The organism is Mitsuokella apri (assembly GCF_051886055.1).
Classification (GTDB): Bacteria; Bacillota; Negativicutes; order Selenomonadales; family Selenomonadaceae; genus Mitsuokella.
Genome location: NZ_JBJEXT010000020.1, coordinates 13,022 through 29,942, shown reverse-complemented (window position 1 = coordinate 29,942; position 16,921 = coordinate 13,022). Strand labels below are relative to the sequence as shown.

General features: G+C 52.3%; 13 protein-coding genes. 7 read left to right on the top strand and 6 right to left on the bottom strand.

Translation table 11 applies throughout. The annotated features are described in order from the left end of the window. Positions 1 to 79: 79 nt before the first annotated feature. Both rpmB and pepF read right to left on the bottom strand, forming a co-directional pair. Positions 80 to 271, bottom strand: coding sequence for a 50S ribosomal protein L28 (rpmB, locus tag ACI4OH_RS02020; RefSeq protein WP_036375242.1), 192 nt, complete (start codon positions 269 to 271; stop codon positions 80 to 82). Between the two features lie 129 nt (positions 272 to 400). Next, positions 401 to 2,209: an oligoendopeptidase F gene (pepF, locus tag ACI4OH_RS02015; protein ID WP_439784052.1), complete on the bottom strand. Its 1,809-nt coding sequence runs from the start codon at positions 2,207 to 2,209 to the stop codon at positions 401 to 403. A 187-nt stretch (positions 2,210 to 2,396) separates the two neighbouring features. Here pepF and ACI4OH_RS02010 point away from each other — a divergent pair, with 187 nt between their 5' ends. Together ACI4OH_RS02010 and ACI4OH_RS02005 are read left to right on the top strand one after the other, a co-directional pair. Next, positions 2,397 to 4,172, top strand: coding sequence for a B12-binding domain-containing radical SAM protein (locus tag ACI4OH_RS02010; protein ID WP_432646242.1), 1,776 nt, complete (start codon positions 2,397 to 2,399; stop codon positions 4,170 to 4,172). Between the two features lie 45 nt (positions 4,173 to 4,217). Further along, positions 4,218 to 4,982: an HAD-IIB family hydrolase gene (locus tag ACI4OH_RS02005; protein WP_439784051.1), complete on the top strand. Its 765-nt coding sequence runs from the start codon at positions 4,218 to 4,220 to the stop codon at positions 4,980 to 4,982. Positions 4,983 to 5,047: 65 nt separating this feature from the next. On the opposite strand, the gene fba is transcribed toward ACI4OH_RS02005, so the two are convergent. The 3 genes from fba to uraA all read right to left on the bottom strand — a co-directional run bounded on the left by fba (position 5,048) and on the right by uraA (position 8,382). Next, a complete protein-coding gene (fba, locus tag ACI4OH_RS02000) occupies positions 5,048 to 6,046 on the bottom strand; it encodes a class II fructose-1,6-bisphosphate aldolase (protein ID WP_439784050.1) in 999 nt (332 codons plus the stop codon). 138 nt (positions 6,047 to 6,184) lie between these two features. Next, the gene (locus ACI4OH_RS01995) at positions 6,185 to 7,078 is read right to left on the bottom strand and encodes an RluA family pseudouridine synthase (RefSeq protein WP_435721359.1); all 894 of its coding nucleotides are present in this window, start codon (positions 7,076 to 7,078) and stop codon (positions 6,185 to 6,187) included. Further along, positions 7,075 to 8,382, bottom strand: a complete 1,308-nt coding sequence (gene uraA / locus ACI4OH_RS01990) for a uracil permease (RefSeq protein WP_435721360.1) — start codon at positions 8,380 to 8,382, stop codon at positions 7,075 to 7,077. The genes ACI4OH_RS01995 and uraA overlap by 4 nt, the downstream gene beginning before the upstream one ends. 387 nt (positions 8,383 to 8,769) lie before the next feature. Between uraA and ACI4OH_RS01985 the strand changes: the two genes are divergently transcribed. The 5 genes from ACI4OH_RS01985 to ACI4OH_RS01965 all read left to right on the top strand — a co-directional run bounded on the left by ACI4OH_RS01985 (position 8,770) and on the right by ACI4OH_RS01965 (position 15,126). Next, positions 8,770 to 10,002: an aspartate kinase gene (locus ACI4OH_RS01985; protein ID WP_432646199.1), complete on the top strand. Its 1,233-nt coding sequence runs from the start codon at positions 8,770 to 8,772 to the stop codon at positions 10,000 to 10,002. A 282-nt stretch (positions 10,003 to 10,284) separates the two neighbouring features. Beyond that, on the top strand, positions 10,285 to 11,529 hold the full coding sequence (locus ACI4OH_RS01980) for an aminotransferase class I/II-fold pyridoxal phosphate-dependent enzyme (RefSeq protein ID WP_432646198.1): 1,245 nt from the start codon (positions 10,285 to 10,287) through the stop codon (positions 11,527 to 11,529). A gap of 201 nt (positions 11,530 to 11,730) precedes the next feature. Continuing rightward, a complete protein-coding gene (locus ACI4OH_RS01975; RefSeq protein ID WP_432646196.1) occupies positions 11,731 to 12,357 on the top strand; it encodes a DUF47 domain-containing protein in 627 nt (208 codons plus the stop codon). After that, positions 12,350 to 13,348: an inorganic phosphate transporter gene (locus ACI4OH_RS01970; protein WP_439784049.1), complete on the top strand. Its 999-nt coding sequence runs from the start codon at positions 12,350 to 12,352 to the stop codon at positions 13,346 to 13,348. The genes ACI4OH_RS01975 and ACI4OH_RS01970 overlap by 8 nt, the downstream gene beginning before the upstream one ends. 110 nt (positions 13,349 to 13,458) lie before the next feature. Continuing rightward, on the top strand, positions 13,459 to 15,126 hold the full coding sequence (locus ACI4OH_RS01965; RefSeq protein ID WP_435721361.1) for a uridine kinase family protein: 1,668 nt from the start codon (positions 13,459 to 13,461) through the stop codon (positions 15,124 to 15,126). 302 nt (positions 15,127 to 15,428) lie between these two features. Here ACI4OH_RS01965 and ACI4OH_RS01960 read toward each other — a convergent pair whose 3' ends face one another. Continuing rightward, positions 15,429 to 16,853 carry an alanine/glycine:cation symporter family protein gene (locus tag ACI4OH_RS01960; protein WP_432647311.1) on the bottom strand — a complete coding sequence of 475 codons (1,425 nt, stop codon included), beginning with the start codon at positions 16,851 to 16,853 and terminating at the stop codon, positions 15,429 to 15,431. Positions 16,854 to 16,921: the final 68 nt, after the last annotated feature.

Here is a 16,921-nt window from a genome sequence, read left to right as displayed (position 1 = left end):
AGGCAAATAAATAGAGCAGATAAGATTTTATCTTATCTGCTCTATTTATGATATATCAGCTTTGATATGATGCGCAAAATCAAAGGGCACGCTGAACCTTACCGGAACGCAGGCAGCGCGTGCAGACGTTGACACGTTTAACCTCGCCGTCAACAACAGCGCGGACACGCTGGATGTTCGGTTTCCAGGAACGTTTCGTCTTCAGGTGGGAGTGGCTGACGTTGTTGCCGGACAGCTCGCCTTTTGCACAAAACTCGCAAACATTTGCCATGTGTTACACCTCCTTAATCCTTAGGGACACAATGGCCCTAAACACAATATAAGTATTCTAGCACAAATCAGAGCGCCTTGCAAGTATTTTTGCTTGACAAGGCGCTACAACTGTTCTTTATGGGAAATTTTACTTTACAGCCTGCTCGAGTTCATCGAGGCAGCAGCGGAATTTCTCGAACGTAATCTTGAAAGGCTCCGTGCTCGTCATGTCGACGCCGGCATGCTGCAGGAGCTTGATCGAGTAGTCGCTGCCGCCGCTTCCTAGATAATCAAGGTAAGCCCTGCGCGCCGCCTCGCCCTGTGTGCGCAGGTTGTGGGAAAGCGTCATGGCCGCTGCGTAGCCCGTTGCATACTGGTAGACGTAGAACGGACGGTAGAAATGCGGAATGCGGCTCCATTCAGCGGCGAGTTCTTCGTCGAGCACGACATCTTCGCCGTAATAATCGCGGTTGAGCTTCATCCAGATGGCTTCGAGGCGGTCGGCCGTCAGGGCTTCGCCCTTTTCTACAAGCGCGTGCGTCTCAACTTCAAATTCCGCGAAGAGCATCTGGCGGAAGACCGTCGTGCGGATCTGCTCAAGGTAGAGATTGAGGTAATAGAGGCGTTCCGCGCCGTTGGCTTTTTTAAGCATGTACTCGAGCAGAAGGTTCTCGTTGGTCGTCGAAGCGACTTCGGCACAGAAAATCGTGTATTCGGAATTCGTGAATTCCTGCTTTTGGCTGCTGTACCAGCTGTGCATGGAATGGCCCATTTCATGCGCGAGGGTCGACAGGGATTCGTACGTGTCGTTCCAGCTCATGAGTACGAAAGGATGGACGCCGTAAACGCCCCACGAATAGGCACCGCCGCGCTTGCCTTCGTTTTCGCAGCGGTCGACCCAGCCGCTTTCAAGGCCTGTGAAAAGATCGTGCAGGTACGTTTCACCAAGCGGCTGCAGAGCTTCTCTGAGGATGGGCTTGGCTTTTTCGTAGGGATAGGAGACAGAGGGCTTCTCGACAATCGGCACGTATAGGTCGTACATGTGGAGTTTGTCGAGCCCCAGCAGCCGCTTCTTGATGGCCATATAGCGGTGCAGCTCAGGCAGATAAGCACGCGTAGCCTGAATGGCTCTGTCATAAACGGAAACAGGGATGTTGTTGCCGTCAAGCGCCGCTTCGCGCATCGTCTTGTAATGGCGCATCGAGGCCGTGAACTGGCTGGCCTTCACAGATGAGCTGTAGAGTGAGGCAAAAGTATTGCGGAACGAACGGTAGGTCCGGAAGAGTTTTGTAAAGGCATCTTTGCGGACTTCCTGTTTTTCACTGCGCAGAAACTTCATATAGCGGCTCTCAGAAAATGTCGTGAGGCTGCCGTCTTCACCGAGCGTATCCGGAAATTTGAGGTCGGCATTGACCATGACCGTATACGTATTGCGCGCCGAACTTCGGAGCTCACCTGTGCTGGCGAGAAACGCTTCCTGCTCCGGTGTCAGAATATGGGCCTTAAGGCGCAGCAGTTCCTGCAGGTGGAAGCGGTACTTTTTGAGACCGGGCAGGGCATTTGGCATTTCTTGCAGCTTTTCTTCGGGCAGGGCGAGGAGTTCCGGCTCGATGAAGGAAGTCGCGGCACCGGCCTTGTCGAGAAGCGGCATGACGCTTGCCACAGCTGCCTGATAATCTTGATTGCCCGTGTCGGTATCGGACATCATGCGGGCCCAGGCAAAGACGGAAGAAAGGGCTATTTCCATCTCATCCTGCTTCGTCAGGCAGTCGAGCAGATTCTGCGGATCACTTAGTTTGCCGCGAAAATTTTCGATTTCTTTGAGCTTTGCAGGAATGGCATCGCGTGCAGCCTGCCAGTCTTCCTTTGTCTTATAGATATCTTCAAGATGCCAGCGCTTATCCGCTGGGATTTCCCCGCGTTTTGGCAGCGCGGCTTTTTTTATCGCAGTCGTCATGGGCATGACTTCCTTTCGTTTTTGTTTTTAGTTTTGTGTTCAGGCAGGTCCAAGCCTGACTGCTTTCTTCCTTATTATAACACAGGGCAGGGGGCAGCCCTATACTTCTTGCTTCTTTCCTGCTACAATGAAATATGTTTATGGATTGGCTTGGTGTCAAGGATAGAGGAAGGAATGGAACGTGCAGATGAAAAAAGAGAACGAGAGAATTTTATGGCTGGCGGTCAATGCAAAGTATATGCATACCTCACTGGCCGTGCGTTATCTGCGCGAATGCGTCAAGGGTTCAGAGATCATGGAGCTCACGATCAACCATCAGCTGCTTGACGCTCTTGGCGAGATTTATGAGCAAAAGCCGCGCGTGCTCGGCATTGCCTGTTATATCTGGAATATCGAGATGGTCAAAAAGCTTCTGCGGCTTCTGCCCAAAGCTCTGCCCGATACCATCATTATCTGCGGCGGGCCTGAGGTTTCGTATGGCACGGCTGAATTCATGAAATCCTTCCCTATGGTGGATTTTGTCATTCGCGGTGAAGGAGAAGAGGCGGTGCCGGCACTTATCGAGAGAATCCGTCAATTTCATTTTGCCAAGAACGCGATGAAAAAGCTTGCAGGGCTGGGCATCGTGCCGGGCGTTGCCATGCGGCGCGGCGATGGTACGATTGAGGAGAGCACGGATGTGACTGTGGCGGACTTCCAAAATCCTGCGGTTGTGCCGTTTGGCTACCGTGAAGAGGAGATGGAGGGGCTTAAGGAACGCATTCTCTATTATGAGACTTCGCGCGGCTGTCCGTTTTCCTGCGCTTATTGCCTTTCATGCGCGACGGCGGGCGTGCGCTATCTGTCTCTTGCACGCGTGTTCCGTGAACTTGACTTTTTTGTGCGCCACAACGTGCGTCAGGTCAAGTTCGTCGACCGCACGTTCAATGCGAAAAAGTCACATTTTCTGCCCATCCTGCAGTATCTCGTAAAACTGCCGCAGTCGGTGCGCACGAATTTCCATTTTGAAGTCGCCATCGACTACCTCGATGAAGAGGTTCTCGAAACGCTAAAAAAACTGCCGCGCGGCCGCGTGCAGCTTGAAATCGGCATCCAGTCGACCAATCCCCAGACGCTGGCCGCCGTCTCGCGCGTCAATCACTGGGAGAAAATTGCCGGCCATATACGCCGCATCCTTTCCTTCCATAATATGCACCTGCATGTCGACCTGATTATCGGCCTGCCGGGTGAGGGCATGGCGTCGTTTGCGAAGTCCTTCAATGATGTCTACGCCCTGCATACCGATATGCTGCAGCTCGGTTTCCTCAAATTCCTCAAGGGGGCTTCGATGATGCAGCTCGTAAAGCCGTATCAATATGAATATATGCCGATGGCACCGTATGAAGTCATGACCTCAGATGCCCTGACCTATGGCGAAATCCGCTGGTTCCACAGCTTCGAGGCTGTTTTTGAGTATTACTACAATGCCGGACGCTGCCGCCATACGGCTGACTTTTTGATTGCCGCAGAAGAAAACGGCAATGCCTTTGCCTTTTGGCAGCGTTTTACCAACTGGTGGGAATGTAAAGGTTTCCACAGAATCGGCCATGCGACGAAAAATCTCTATGGCTATCTAAGGGATTTCTGTCGGGAAACATACGGACTTTCGGAGAAGCTCCTTGACAATCTGCTGCGCTTCGATGCTTTGATGGCCGACGGCGGCCGCATTCGTCCGACATATCTGCACTGGGATATGGAAAAGCATCAGGACAGGACGGCACCATTCTGGCGCAGCGACAGGCCGCTTTGCTATATTCCCGATTTCGTCTTCCGCAATTGGCGCGATGTGCGCGGCAAATATCATATCGAGTTTTTTGCTTATGATGTCCGGCAGGCAGGGAAGGGGAAAATGGCAGAACGGGAGACCATCCTGCTGTTTGATTTTACCGGCTTTGCTGTGACATGTCAGGAAATCGTGTTATAATTTAGCCGAAGAGAATATAAATATAATAGAAGGGAACTATGCGTTATGAAATTAGCAGCAACTGATTTTGACGGGACATTCTGTCCCATTCATGAGCCTGTACCGCAGTCAAATATCGATGCCGTCAAAAAATGGCAGGCGGCAGGGCATAAATTCGGCATCTGCACGGGCCGCGGCCTGAGCCTCATTGACTTTGAGCTGCAGAAATATCCGGACCTGCAGCCTGATTATCTCGTCTGCAACAACGGTGCGGTCATCGTCGATAAAAAGAAGGAAATCCTGACGAGCCTGACTTTTCCGTGCGAAATGCTGCAGGGGCTTCTCGATATGCCGCTCATACATGAGACAAACAATCCCATGCGCATCCTGACGGAGACGGATATGTATCTTCTTGACATTCCAACTGCCATGGAATTTGGGCTGAACATCCCGATGGAAAAGGTGACTTTTGCCAAGGCGCGCGAGATGCCTAAAGTTGTGCAGGTCAGCATGCGCTGCGCGACGGTCGAAGAGGCACAGGAGACGACGGCGAAGGTGCGCGCAAAATATCCGGAAATCATCGGCAACATCAACCGCAACTACGTCGACCTGAACCTTAAAGAGGCCAACAAGCGTGACGGCCTGCGCCGTCTGCTCAAAGTCACGAAATGGCAGCCGGAAGAAATTTTCTTCATTGGTGATGATCAGAACGATTTGCCCGCCGTTGAGTATTTCCATGGCTATACGGTCGAGACGGCTCAGCCATTCATGAAGGAAGCTGCCAAAGCCGTTTATCCGAGTGTTGGGGACATGCTGCTCCAGAATATTTAAAAAGGCAATAAAAAAGACCGCCATGAAAGCGGTCTTTTTTATTGCCTTTATCGCATCCGGATGGATTACTTGTTGGCGTTGACGAGTTCCATAACGCCGGCAGCGCTGTTTGCGGAGCCGAGAACTTCTTTGATCTTGTGCTCAACGAGCTCTTTGATGTAAGCACGGCCATCAGCGCAGTACTGACGCGGGTCAAAGTGCTCCGGATGAGCGAAGAAATGCTCACGGATACCAGCCGTCATAGCGAGACGCAGGTCGGAGTCGATGTTGATCTTGCAGACAGCGGATTTAGCAGCCTTGCGGAGCTGATCCTCAGGAATACCTACAGCATCAGCGAGTTTGCCGCCATTGTCGTTGATGATCTTGACATACTTCGGAATAACGGAGGAAGCGCCGTGGAGAACGATCGGGAACTCCGGAATCTTCTTCTCGATTTCAGCGAGGATATCGAAACGCAGTTCAGGCGGTACGAGAACGCCGTCAGCGTTGCGCGTGCACTGTTCCGGTTTGAATTTGAATGCGCCATGGCTCGTGCCGATAGCGATTGCGAGGGAATCAACACCCGTCTCGCTGACGAATTCCTCAACCTCTTCCGGCTGCGTGTAAGCTGCTTCGTGAGCAGCGACTTTTACATCATCTTCGATGCCGGCGAGCTTACCGAGCTCAGCTTCGACAACGACGCCATGCTCATGAGCATAAGCAACGACTTCCTGCGTACGTTTGATGTTCTCTTTGAACTCGTATTTCGAGCCATCGAACATAACGGACGTGAAGCCATCATCGATGCAGGCTTTGCAGGTCTCGAAATCCGGACCATGATCGAGGTGCAGAGCGATAGGAATATCGTTGACCTCAAGAGCTGCCTCGACGAGGTGACGGAGATACGGGCCCTTAGCGTACTTGCGTGCGCCGGCGGAAGCCTGCAGGATAACCGGGGAATTCAGCTCTGCAGCTGCTTCCGTGATACCCTGTACAATCTCCATGTTGTTGATGTTGAAAGCACCGATGGCGAAGCCGCCTTCATAAGCTTTCTTGAACATTTCTTTCGTTCCAACTAATGGCATTTTTCATTACCCCCTAATGAAATTATGTTCACTATACGAACTGATTTCATTATAACATAGAACACGCTTATGGTGTATAGTGGATTGTCAATTTTTATGAAAAACTCATCGTTTGCGAATAAATAATAAGAATTATCTTCACAAAAGCTGACAATCCGAGACAATTTGCTCCATATCGGACGGCAGCGGAACTTTGATGTTGATGTTTTGCCCGGTCATGGGATGCGTGAAGTAGAGACGGCAGGCGTGCAGGGCCTGCCTTTTTATCAGGCTGCAGTCTCCGCCGTAGAGGTCATCGCCTAAAAGAGGATGGCCGAGATGGGCGAGATGCACGCGAATCTGATGCGTGCGGCCCGTGTCCAAGACGAGGCGCAGCAGGGAAAAACGTCCGTTTGACCGCACGGTGCGGTAATGCGTACGGGCTTCCTGACCTTCCGGCGAAACTTTTCTGAGGATGATGCTCGGCAGCGCGCGTGCAATCGGCGCGTCGATGAGGCCGTCGGGCGGCGTGAGGTTTCCTTCTATAATAGCGAGATATTCGCGGTGAAAGAGTTTTCCCTCTCCGCGCCTTGGCGTCAGCTTATACTGTACCTGAGGAACTTTGGCGATGAGCACAAGGCCTGAGGTATCGCGGTCAAGCCGGTGCACAGGGTGATAGGCATGGTGCTCGCCGTGTGTTTCATACCAATATAAGATGGCGTTGCCCAGGGTGCCATGTGCTTCTTTGGTGGTCGGATGGACGAGCTGGCCAGCCGGCTTGTTGACAATCATGAGGTATTCATCTTCGTAGCGGATGTCGAGGGGCAGCTTTTCCGGTTCGATATTGGAGGGCCGTACGATATCGTAACTCACGAGGTCGCCATTTTTGACTTCGGCCCGTGCGGCATTGCAGAGCACGCCGTTGACGCGGAACGTGCCGGAATGCTTGATGCGTTTCCAGATGGTCGAGGAGATGCCTTCTTTTTGTGTCAGAAAAGCCTTGACGGGCATAGTCGTCAAGGCTTCTGGCAGTTTGACGCGGATCTGCGTCATTTGTTTTCTTTATCCTTTGGTTCAATCTCGCTGACCGGATCGTTTTTGCCGACGAGCGGGTTCTTGTCACCGCGGGCCATGGCGATGAGGCGGAAGGCAAGGGACAGGATGATGGCGACGACTGTTGCGAGCGACATGCCCTTGAAGCTTACGGTGCCAATCGTCAGGCTGGCCGTCGAAACGCCGATGCCCATGACGATGGACGTCAGCAGAAGGTTCATCGGATTGTTGTAGTCGACTTTTGCTTCGACGAGGATGCGGATGCCGGAAGCGGCGATGACGCCGAAGAGCAGCATGGAAACGCCGCCCATGACCGGCGTCGGGATGCTCTGGATGAGGGCCGCGAGCTTGCCGAAGCACGAGAGAATGATGGCGAAGACAGCAGCACCGCCGATGACCCAGGTCGAGAAGACCTTCGTGATGGCAAGTACGCCGATATTTTCACCGTACGTCGTGTTCGGCGTCGAGCCAAAGAAACCCGAGATGATGGTCGAAAGGCCGTTGCCGAAGATGGAGCGGTCGAGGCCCGGGTCTTTGGTGAGGTCATGGCCGACGATGTTGCCCGTGACAATCAGATGACCGATATGCTCGACGATGACGACGAGCGAGGCCGGCAGGATGATGAGGATGGCACCGAGGTCAAATACCGGCGTGTAGAAGGTCGGCAAGGCAAACCACGGGGCATTGGCGACGAGTGTCCAATCGACGATGCCGCAGGCAGCTGCGATGATGTAGCCGCTGACGACGCCGATGAGGATGGGGATGATGGAGAGGAAGCCCTTGAAGGCAACCGAAGCGAAGATTGTGATGGCCAGTGTGGCAAGGGAGACGAAGATGGTCGTGCCATCGGCCTTGTCGCCCGTGAGGCCAGCCATGCCGGCGGCGGTCGGCATGAGCTCGAGACCAATGACGGCGACGATGGCACCCATCGAGGCCGGCGGGAAAATCACATCAATCCAGCTCGTGCCGACTGCGCGCACGAGAAGTCCGACGAGGCAGAAGACCACGCCGACACAGATGAAGCCGCCGAGTGCTGCTTCATAGCTGTACTGCGCGAGTACGAGAAAGACAGGAGAAAGAAAGGCAAAGCTCGAACCGAGATAGGCTGGAATTTTTCCTTTGCAGAGGACGAGATAGAGAATGGTGCCAATGCCGTTGAAGAGCAGGACCGTGGCCGGATTGATCTTAAAGAGAATCGGCACGAGCACCGTAGAGCCGAACATCGCGAAGAGATGCTGCAGCGAAAGGGGGATGGTCTCGAGAAGCGGCAGCTTCTCTTCGACACCGATAGGACGTTTTTGCAAGACAGGTCACTCCTTTCTTTAATAAGGCCTAAATGGAGCCTGATGCGCCTTACAGCCTTAATGAACGTTCTTGCTAATAAGATAGAAATAAAGTACGTATCCAATTTATCATAGCTTGGGACAGATGTCCACTTTTCTTATTTGCCCTTGAAAACAGGTCGAATCTTATCATTCGCAGAGAATTATGCTGTGCTTTTTCAAAGAACTGTAACATGCCATTCTGCCTGTGTGCTCTCCTAAAAAACATTTTTACATAAAAATAGCGAAATACGGTAGACAGGCCGCTGAATTTCTTGTATAATATGTTTCGATTAAACACTTTAACAAACAAAAAGCCTTTGTGTCCGCTTATGACGGATGCACTGGTGTATGTTTAGGGGGAGAAACATGGCGCTTATTGTAAAGAAATTCGGTGGCAGCTCTGTCGCTACCACGGAAAAGATCATGAATGTAGCAAAGAGAGTGCTGAGCGAAAAGCAGCCGGGCGACCAGATCGTCATGGTGGTATCGGCAATGGGTGATACCACGGATAATCTCATTGAACTCGCCAACGGCATCACGAAGAATCCGTATCAGTATGCGCGCGAAATGGATATGCTGCTGACGACCGGTGAGCAGGTCTCCATTGCACTCCTCGCAATGGCCTTTAAGAGCCTTGGTCAGCCGGCTGTCTCGCTGACGGGTCCGATGGCAGGCATGCGTACGGATTCTGTACATACGAAGGGCCGCATCAAGGACATTCAGCCAAAACGCGTTCATGAGGAGCTCGATAAGGGCAATATCGTTGTCGTGGCAGGCTTCCAGGGCTGCGACGAGATCGGCGACCTCGTCACGCTCGGCCGCGGCGGTTCTGATACGTCGGCCGTTGCCCTCGCCGGTGCGCTCAAGGCAGATTCCTGTGAAATCTACACGGATGTCGATGGCGTTTACTCGGCTGACCCGCGCATTGTCAAGAATGCGCGCAAGATGAAGGAAATCACGTACTACGAGATGCTCGAGATGGCACGCCTCGGCGCTGGCGTTATGCAGCCGCGCTCTGTCGAAATGGGCAAGTACTTCAATATTCCGATTCACGTTCGTTCGACGTTCACGAATAAACCTGGCACGATCATTAGGGAGGACTATACAATGGAAGATAAGGATTTTGTAATCCGCGGTGTCGCACATGATGAGAAGGTAGCAAAGATTGCCGTACTCGGCATCCCGAATACGCCGGGCATTGCCCATGAGATTTTCTCGGCCCTGGCTGATGCCAACATCGATGTCGACATGATCGTGCAGAGCATCCGCAACATCGAAAAGAATGTCACGGATATGGTCTTCACGGTTGCTTCGGACGACCTTGCACAGGCCAAGAAGGTTGTTGACAAAGTTGCGGACAAGCTCAACGCCATTGCCGTCCTGATTGAGGAAGACGTTGCGAAGGTCTCGATTGTCGGTGCCGGCATGCTCGGCAATCCTGGCATCGCTGCCCGCATGTTCGGTGCACTTTCCAAGGCACAGATCAACATCGACATCATCAGCACGTCGGAAATCAGCATTTCCTGCCTCGTCAAGGGCTCGCAGCTCAAGGAAGCTGTCAATGCCATTCACGACGAGTTTTTCCCGCCAAAAGCTTAAGGATTTTTGACAATACGGCCGCCCCGTTCGGGGTGGCTTTTCTATTAACGGGCATTTTTCGTATTGGCAATTGACTTCAGATGTTTGACAGCAAATTTGCTTTTATTTACCGTGAATTGTCAGGAAATATGTAGAAATATTGTATACTTACCCGTTTTTATCTGGACATATCAAGAAAAAGCGTTTATGATATACTCATCACGTGGATATGCGTAGATATTGTATGGAACGCAATGTTGTAATTTTAATTTTATGTATGGAAAGCGAAAGGAAGTTTGTTCTATGACGACGAGTATGGCAGCGTCTCATGCTGCAGGCAAGAGACTGAAGGATGCAATTTTCGGTGCGAGTGCGGCCTGCCGCGAAGCAGCAGAAAAATACGGCGCTGATAAAGTCACGAATGCGACGATGGGTGTCATGATGGACGAGAACGGCAAATTTGCCAGCCTGCCGACGATGGAACGCGTCTTCCGTTCGCTGTCGATTGAGGATTATGCCCGCTATGCACCGATTCCGGGCCTGCCGGACTATCTCGATGCTGTTCTCGATGCGACGTTTGCTGACCAGCGTCCGGAGGGCTATCTTGGTGCCATTGCTACTTCGGGCGGCACGGGTGCCATCCATCATGCTGTGGCCAACTACGCAGAGCGCGGTGATGAAGTCCTGACGGCCGACTGGTTCTGGGGCACGTACAATGTCATCTGCAACGAGTGCGGCTCGCATCTGACAAATTACCAGCTCTTCGATGAAAACAACAATTTCAACATCAAGGATTACACGGCAAAAGTCGATGCCATCATGGCCAAGCAGGACAGCCTGCTTTCCATCATCAACACGCCGGCTCACAATCCGACGGGCTTCAGCCTGACGGAAGAGGACTGGGACAACGTCCTTGACCTTACGAAGAAATATGCAGCCAAGGGCAAGAAGATGAGTATTCTCGTCGATATTGCGTATATCGATTATGCTGGTGAAAAGAACGAGACGCGCCGCTTCATGAAGAAATTCGGCAACCTGCCGGACAACATTCTCGTCATGTTCTCCTTCTCGATGTCGAAGGGCTATACGGCTTATGGCCAGCGCACGGGTGCACTCGTCGCCGTTTCCTCAAGTAAGGAAGTCATCACGGAGTTCAAGGAAATCAACAAGTACACAAGCCGTGCTACGTGGTCGAATATCAACCGCGGCGCGATGACGCTCCTCGCCCGCATCCAGCAGGACAAGAGCACGCTGGCTCAGTTTGAGAAGGAACGCGACGACTATTACAAGATGATTCAGCATCGCGGCAATATCTTCATGGAAGATGCGAAGGCGTGCGGACTCAATGCCCTGCCGTACAAAGGCGGTTTCTTCCTCGCTGTGCCTGCGAAGGACCCGCAGGCCGTCTGCGACAAACTGCATGACGATTTGATTTTTGCCGTACCTTTGAAACTCGGTGTCCGCGTTGCTGCATGCTCGGTATCGGCTGACAAGATGAAGGGCATGGCACCGAAGGTTCTCAAGGCCCTGCAGGCTGTTGAAGGCTGATTCTTCTGTATCTCTGATTTTCATTGTATCGGTATACAAGACCGGATATTCGTCTTACTGCAGACGGATGTTCGGTCTTTTTCTATGCCCGCACGAAATTTTTTTATTGATGTGTGCGTGGATTGATGTTATAGTTAAATTGTTAAGGCTCGTTAACAATGTAAATAGATTTGTTTATAATCTAGGAGGACGCAAGAGAATATGTTTAAGTTCAAGCAGAAGGACAGTGAGTTCTTTGACTTGTTCGTAGAAAGCGCCCAGTATTTTTACAAAGGCGCACTCATGATGGACGAAGTCATGCTGGATTACAGCAAGGCCGCTGACAAGGTAAAGGAAATTGTTGACCTCGAGCATCAGGCAGATGCAGTGAATGATAAGATCATCGACAAGCTGAACCTGACCTTCATCACGCCGATTGACCGCGAAGATATCTACGCTCTGGCCAATGGACTCGATGATGGCGTGGATAATCTGCAGGGCACTTTGCAGCGCATTGTCATGTACCGCACGGGCAAGGCCATGAGCGGAGCGGTTACGCTGACGAAACTGCTCATCGAAAGTACGGAAGAAATCATTCGCGCGTTCTCACTGTTGAAGAACATCCGCAAAAATCAGGCACAGATCCTTGAAGCCACGCATAAGATTTGCCGGCTCGAGAGTGAAGGCGACCGCGTTTACCGTCATGAAGTGGCCTATCTCTTCGACAAGGAGAAGGACCCGATTGAACTGATTAAGTGGAAGGACATTCTCGAGAATCTTGAGAATACACTGGACCACTGCGAGAAACTTTCGGATATGCTCAGGGGAGTGGTAATGAAGTATGCCTGAACTCCAGCTCCTGATTTTTACGGTTATTGGGCTCGCACTGCTGTTTGACTTTATCAATGGCTTTCATGATACGGCGAATGCCATTGCTACATCGGTTTCGACGCGAGCCCTGCACCCGAGTCATGCCATTATCATGGCAGCTTTTTTGAACTTTCTCGGTGCCATGTACAGTACCGGCGTTGCCAAAACCATCGGTGCGGATATCGTCAAGTCAGCCCAGCATGTCGATGAGCGCGTAATCATCGCGGCCCTCATCGGCGCGGTGGCCTGGAACCTCATCACCTGGTGGTTTGCCGTGCCGTCGAGTTCCTCGCATGCCTTGGTCGGCGGCGTCATTGGTGCCGTGCTTGTTTCGGTGGGCACGGATGGCCTTAACTTCTATGGCATTGGTAAGATTGTCTTATCGCTGATTGCTTCGCCAATCATTGCCATTGCCACCGGCTGTATCGTCATGACTTTGCTGTTCCGCATTTTCGGGCGGTTCAGCCCTTCTGCCGTCAACGGCAAATTCAAGAAGATGCAGATTTTGTCGGCAGCCATGATGGCGTTCTCGCACGGCTCAAATGATGCGCAGAAGTCCATGGGTATCATCACGCTGGCCCTGCTCTCGGGCGGCTACATCGATGTTTTTGAAGTCCCGACGTATGTCAAAATTCTTGCAGCTACGGCCATGGCCTGCGGCACAGCTATCGGCGGCTGGCGCATCATCAAGACCATTGGCGGTAAAATCTTTAAGCTTGAGCCGATTTCGGGCTTTGCCGCGGATCTCAACTCCTCGATGGTCATTTTCTCGGCTACGCTCCTGCATCTGCCGGTCTCGACGACGCATGTCGTTTCGGGTTCCATCATGGGCGTCGGCACAGCTAAGCGCGTCAATGCCGTGCGCTGGGGCGTTGCACAGCAGATGGTCACGGCCTGGGTCCTGACCATTCCGTGTACGGCTGTCATGGGCGCTGTTGCCTATCATTTTGTCTTGATGATTTTTAAGTAAAAGTCCATTCATTTTTCTGACATTTGAACTGGAACATGTGTTACAATAGAAGTAACACATGTTCCAGTTTTTGTTTTGAACGAATTTCGACAAAGGAAAGGGGCATTTTTATGTTTGTTACCATTCGCAAAGCAAGAAATGTGCTGCCAAAGACCATGCCTCGTGACTTGGTGGCAGATTATCAGCAGGAGTATGCGAGCCGGATTGTCGCCGTGAAGCTCGACAATACCCTGCACGATTTGCAGACGCCCATAGGCAAGGCAAGATCGCTCGAGTTCGTCGAGCTCGAAAGCGAGGACGGCTGGATCATCTATCGCCGTTCTGTCGAATTTTTGCTCATTATGGCAGTCCATGAACTCTATCCGGATGCTGAAGTGGCTGCGATGTTTCGTGCGAACAATGGACTTTACTGCGGCATTTCTATCCCGAATAAAAAACTGACACCGGCGATGGTGGAGGCTATCGAACGCGAGATGCGCATCATCGTGCAGGAAGACCGCCCGATTGTCAAAGAAGTCTTTCAGCGTGAAGATGCGGTAAAGCTGTTCAAGGAGACGAAACAGATTGAAAAAGCCAATCTCATCGCCTCGCTGACCATGCCAAAAGTCAGCATCTACCGCTGCGGCGGCTACTACGACTATCTTTATGGTGCCATGATCGGTTCGACGGGACATCTCGACCGTTTTGCTCTGGATACATTTGAATCCGGTGTTCTTCTGCGCACACCGGACCTCAAGAGCAAAGGACAAGTGCCGCCTTCGGTGCCGCAGCCAAAGCTCTCAAGTGTTCTGAATGAGTCCAAGAATTGGGCCAATATCCTGCAGTGCCGCTATGTGACAGACCTCAACCGCGCGATTCGCTCGGGACGCATCGGCGAGGTCATCCGCGTCTCGGAAGCTCTGCAGGAAAAGCGCATTGCGGAGATTGCCGACCATATTGCTTCGCATTGCCAAAAGCTGCGCCTGATTCTCATCGCAGGGCCGTCTTCTTCGGGCAAGACGTCTTTTGCCCAGCGCCTGCGCGTGCAGATGCAGGTTCTGGGGCTGCGTCCTGTCTCGATTTCCCTCGATAATTACTTTGTCAACCGTGAAGAGACGCCAAAGACACCGGAAGGGGCCTACGACTACGAGTGTCTGGAAGCACTTGATGTCGCTCTTTTCAATCAGGATATGCTCGGACTCCTGAAGGGCGAAGCCGTTGTGCTGCCGCGCTATAATTTCAAGACGGGCGAACGCGAATGGGAAGGGCAGACGCCTTTGACTCTTGAAAAGAATCAGCCCATCATCGTGGAGGGCATTCATGGGCTCAATGAGAAACTCACGGCCCAGATTCCGCGTGAGAATAAATTTAAGATTTACGTCAGCGCGCTGACGCAGCTCAACATCGATGCCCATAACCGCATTCCGACAACCGATGCGCGCCTGATGCGCCGTCTCGTGCGCGACTACCAGTTCCGCGGGGCCAGTGCGCTCAAAACCCTCAAGCAGTGGCCGGATGTCCGCAAAGGTGAAGAAAAGTACATCTTCCCGTATCAGGAAGAGGCCGATGTCATGTTCAATTCGGCCATGATTTATGAGCTCTCGGCGCTGCGCCGCTATGCTGTCCCCATCCTCAAAGACGTAACTCCCGATGTGCCGGAATACACAAAGGCAAGACGCCTCTTGGATTTCTGCCAGTATTTTCTTGACCTGCCCGACGAAGACGATGTGCCGAATAACTCCATTTTGAGAGAGTTTATTGGCAAGTCGGTGTTCTTTAAAGGGGAAGAGCAGGTGTAAGATAGGTTCTTAAGGAACTATTGACAAGGGGACGGTGAAATATTTTCGGCTTCGGCGCTCCGTTAAATGTCCCCCAATTTACGTTTGCCGGACTTAGAGGCTTCGCCGCCTGCCACGGCGTTCTGACATCGCATTATTTAGGAGTGTGATCTTGGGAGACAGCCCTGCGGGCGGTCACTGCGCACCTGCAGGCGAAAATATTCCCCCGTCCCTAGTTACGATTGGCTTACATCAATGTACTTGGGCATATTAAAAGAGCTGGCCTTTGCTGGCCAGCCCTTTTTTAGTACGATTTTTATATTTTATTTGTTGACTTTATCGATGCCCCAGGCGTGGACGCCTTTTTCGTCGCCTAAGATAGCGGGGTCAAAGACTGGTTCTTCGACACCTGCTTTTTTCTGCTTGACATAGTCAAACAGGGCGATGCGGGCGTATTTGGCGAGGCGCGCAACGGCGTAGAGGTTCGTGAGGCAGAGGAAGCCCATGAAGAGGTCGGCGAGGTTCCAGACGAGGTTGAGTTCAGCGATGCAGCCGAAGAGAACCATGAGGACGACGCCAGCGCGGAAAACAGTCAGGTATTTTTTTGTATTGCCCTCAAAGAAGGAGATGTTGATTTCGCCGTAGTAGTAGTTGCCGACAATCGAGCTGAAGGCGAACATCAGAATCAGGATGGAGATGGCAGCAGGAGCAAGGGAGCCGAAGATGCTTGCGAGCGACTGCTGAGCAAGCGCGATGCCCGTGAGTTCGCCGCCAATCGTATACTGATTTGTCAAAAGCACGATGAAAGCCGTGGCCGAGCAGACAATCCACGTATCGACGTAGACACCAAAGGACTGTACGAGACCCTGTTTAATCGGGTGCGTGACATCAGCCGTAGCAGCGGCGTTTGGCACGGAGCCCTCGCCGGCTTCATTCGAGAACAGGCCGCGCTTGATGCCGGTGATGACGGCCGTGCCAATGCCGCCGCCGACAGCCGCCTGCGGCGAGAAGGCATCGTGGAGAATCAGGGCGAACATGGCAGGGACTTTGTCGATGTTGAGGAGGATGATGGCAAAAGCCGTCAAGAGGTAAGCTCCGGCCATGATCGGCACGAGAAATTCCGTGAATTTTGCAATGCGCGTCATGCCGCCAAAGATGACGAGGGCCGTGAGCACGCAGAGAAAAGCCGCCGAGTAGACCGGCTCAATGCCAAAAGCCGTCTTAGCCGAAAGGGCAATCGTGTTGGCCTGTACGGAAACATAGATGAGACCGAACGTTACGGAAATCAGGATGGCAAAGAGTTTGGCGACATTCGGCTGGCCAAGGGCATTTTTGATATAGTAGGCCGGTCCGCCGTGGAATTTGCCGTTGCCGCGCGGCAGCTTGTAAATCTGCGCGAGCGTGCTCTCAACAAAACCCGTGGCACAGCCGAGAAAGGCAATGGCCCACATCCAGAAAACGGCGCCGGGACCGCCTGTGACGATGGCGATGGCGACACCGGCAATATTGCCCACGCCGACACGTGAAGCCGTGCTGACGCAGAATGCCTGAAACGAGCTGATGGCGTCACCCTCTGTTTTTTTGCCGATGCCCTCGGTGAGCAGGCGCAGCATTTCAGGCAGCAGGCGCAGCTGTACGAAGTGCGTGGAAAGCGTGAAATAAATACCGCAGCCGACGAGTACGACGATGAGTACATATGACCAGAGCACGTTGTTGATGGCCGAAACCACCGCATTCAATGCATCCATAAATGATCCCTCACTTTGTTTAAGAATAAAATAGGTATGATTTATTGCAATCTATAATAAATATATAT

What these genes read in the sequence shown, in the direction of transcription:
- ACI4OH_RS01960 (WP_432647311.1), bottom strand. Translation starts at nt 16,853, where the DNA reads ATGGATGCATTGAATGCGGTGGTTTCGGCCATCAACAACGTGCTCTGG.
- fba (WP_439784050.1), bottom strand. Translation starts at nt 6,046, where the DNA reads ATGCCATTAGTTGGAACGAAAGAAATGTTCAAGAAAGCTTATGAAGGC.
- pepF (WP_439784052.1), bottom strand. Translation starts at nt 2,209, where the DNA reads ATGACGACTGCGATAAAAAAAGCCGCGCTGCCAAAACGCGGGGAAATC.
- rpmB (WP_036375242.1), bottom strand. Translation starts at nt 271, where the DNA reads ATGGCAAATGTTTGCGAGTTTTGTGCAAAAGGCGAGCTGTCCGGCAAC.
- ACI4OH_RS02010 (WP_432646242.1), top strand. Translation starts at nt 2,397, where the DNA reads ATGAAAAAAGAGAACGAGAGAATTTTATGGCTGGCGGTCAATGCAAAG.
- ACI4OH_RS01970 (WP_439784049.1), top strand. Translation starts at nt 12,350, where the DNA reads ATGCCTGAACTCCAGCTCCTGATTTTTACGGTTATTGGGCTCGCACTG.
- ACI4OH_RS01995 (WP_435721359.1), bottom strand. Translation starts at nt 7,078, where the DNA reads ATGACGCAGATCCGCGTCAAACTGCCAGAAGCCTTGACGACTATGCCC.
- ACI4OH_RS01965 (WP_435721361.1), top strand. Translation starts at nt 13,459, where the DNA reads ATGTTTGTTACCATTCGCAAAGCAAGAAATGTGCTGCCAAAGACCATG.
- ACI4OH_RS01985 (WP_432646199.1), top strand. Translation starts at nt 8,770, where the DNA reads ATGGCGCTTATTGTAAAGAAATTCGGTGGCAGCTCTGTCGCTACCACG.
- ACI4OH_RS02005 (WP_439784051.1), top strand. Translation starts at nt 4,218, where the DNA reads ATGAAATTAGCAGCAACTGATTTTGACGGGACATTCTGTCCCATTCAT.
- ACI4OH_RS01975 (WP_432646196.1), top strand. Translation starts at nt 11,731, where the DNA reads ATGTTTAAGTTCAAGCAGAAGGACAGTGAGTTCTTTGACTTGTTCGTA.
- ACI4OH_RS01980 (WP_432646198.1), top strand. Translation starts at nt 10,285, where the DNA reads ATGACGACGAGTATGGCAGCGTCTCATGCTGCAGGCAAGAGACTGAAG.